The sequence below is a fragment of the Cupriavidus sp. 05N40 genome, from assembly GCF_056397305.1.
Genome location: NZ_JBFTND010000428.1, coordinates 1 through 1590, shown reverse-complemented (window position 1 = coordinate 1590; position 1590 = coordinate 1). Strand labels below are relative to the sequence as shown.

The 1590-nt window shown below is 66.0% G+C and carries 1 protein-coding gene and 1 tRNA gene; one reads left to right on the top strand and one right to left on the bottom strand.

Annotated features, from left to right (window positions below):
• Window position 1: 1 nt before the first annotated feature.
• A complete protein-coding gene (locus AC1DO7_RS41210) occupies window positions 2–1201 on the top strand; it encodes an MATE family efflux transporter (RefSeq protein ID WP_477117570.1) in 1200 nt (399 codons plus the stop codon).
• 209 nt (window positions 1202–1410) lie between these two features.
• On the opposite strand, the gene AC1DO7_RS41205 is transcribed toward AC1DO7_RS41210, so the two are convergent.
• Window positions 1411–1487, bottom strand: a tRNA-Asp gene (locus AC1DO7_RS41205).
• Window positions 1488–1590 lie beyond the last annotated feature (103 nt).

The following is a 1590-nucleotide window of genomic DNA, read 5'->3' as shown; positions in this document are numbered from 1 at the left end:
CATCTACATTACGGTCTACATCAGCCTGATGGGCGTACTGCAGGCGCTCGCCCCGGTCGCCGGCCAGCTGCACGGGGCCGGCCGCGCGGCGGAGATCGGCAGCGAAGTCAGGCAGGCTGCCTGGCTGGGCGTGGCGCTGGCGGTGCCGGGCATGCTGCTGCTGGCCTTCCCCGGGCCCTTGCTGGAGTTCGCGCAGGCGCCGCCCGAACTGGTCGAGAAGGCAACCCACTACCTGCATATCCAGGCTTTCGGCCTGCCGGCGGCACTCGGATTTCGCATTTACTCGGCATTGAACAATGCCCTGTCGCGACCGGTGATGGTGACCGTGCTCCAGCTGGCCGGGCTGTGCGTGAAGATCCCGCTCAATGCCTGGTTCATCGGAGGCGGACTCGGCCTGGCGCCGATGGGCGGCCCGGGCTGCGCGCTGGCCTCGGCATCGATCAGCTGGATCTGGTGCATATCCGGCGTGATGATCCTGCGGCGCAACGCGGCCTACCGGCCCCTGCAGATCTTCTCGAGCTGGGCGTGGCCGCAGGCGCGGCCGATCCGTGCGCTGCTGCGCCTGGGCGTACCGATGGGCCTGACCTACCTGATCGAGATCACCTCGTTTACGCTGATGTCGATCTTCATCACGCGCATGGGCACCGTCGTGCTGGCCGGCCACCAGATCATCGCCAACCTTGGCGCGGTCGCCTACATGCTGCCGCTCTCGCTGGCGATCTCCACCTCGACGCTGGTGGCGCAGTCGATCGGCGCGCGCGATCACGCCGCGGCGCGCCGCATCGCCAGGCGCGGCATCGGCCTGGCAGCGCTGCTTGCGATCCTGGTAGGCAGCCTGCTGTGGATCCTGCGCGAGCCGCTGCTGCATGCCTACGCCAAGGATCCGGCGGTAGTGAAGGCCGCCCTGCCGCTGATGCTGTTCATCGCCTTCTACCAGGCCTTCGATGCGGTCCAGGTGATGACCGCCTTCATCCTGCGTGCATACAAGATCGCACTGGTGCCAACGCTGATCTATGCTCTTTCGCTCTGGGGCGTCGGGCTGGGCGGGGGCTATGTGCTTGGCTTCGGCCTGCTCGAGTCGATGCCGGCCTTCACGCGCGGCGCAGCCGGCTTCTGGCTGGCCAACAGCCTGAGCCTGGCGCTCGCCGGATCGCTGCTGGTGCGTTACTTCGTCACGGTGAGCCGGCGCCAGGCGGGCTGATGCCGGACCTGGAGATAATCACGGGGGGGGTAATCGCGGGGGCAGGCAGGCATAATGCGCCGTGCCGCCAGGCGGCCGGCCACGCCCGTGACGAAAAGATTATCGCGGGCCGCCGCCAAGGACACCGGCGGAGAACGGCGAGGGCGAATCGCAGAATATGGAAGCGGAAAAAGAAAAACCCGCATGGCATAACCATGCGGGTTTAGATTTGGCGGAGTGGACGGGGCTCGAACCCGCGACCCCCGGCGTGACAGGCCGGTATTCTAACCAACTGAACTACCACTCCAATACTTCTGCTTGCTACCGGCAGTAATGCCGCCGACGACAAACCGAACGTTTGATTACGCTCGAAATCTGGCGTCCCCTAGGGGATTCGAACCCCTGTACTC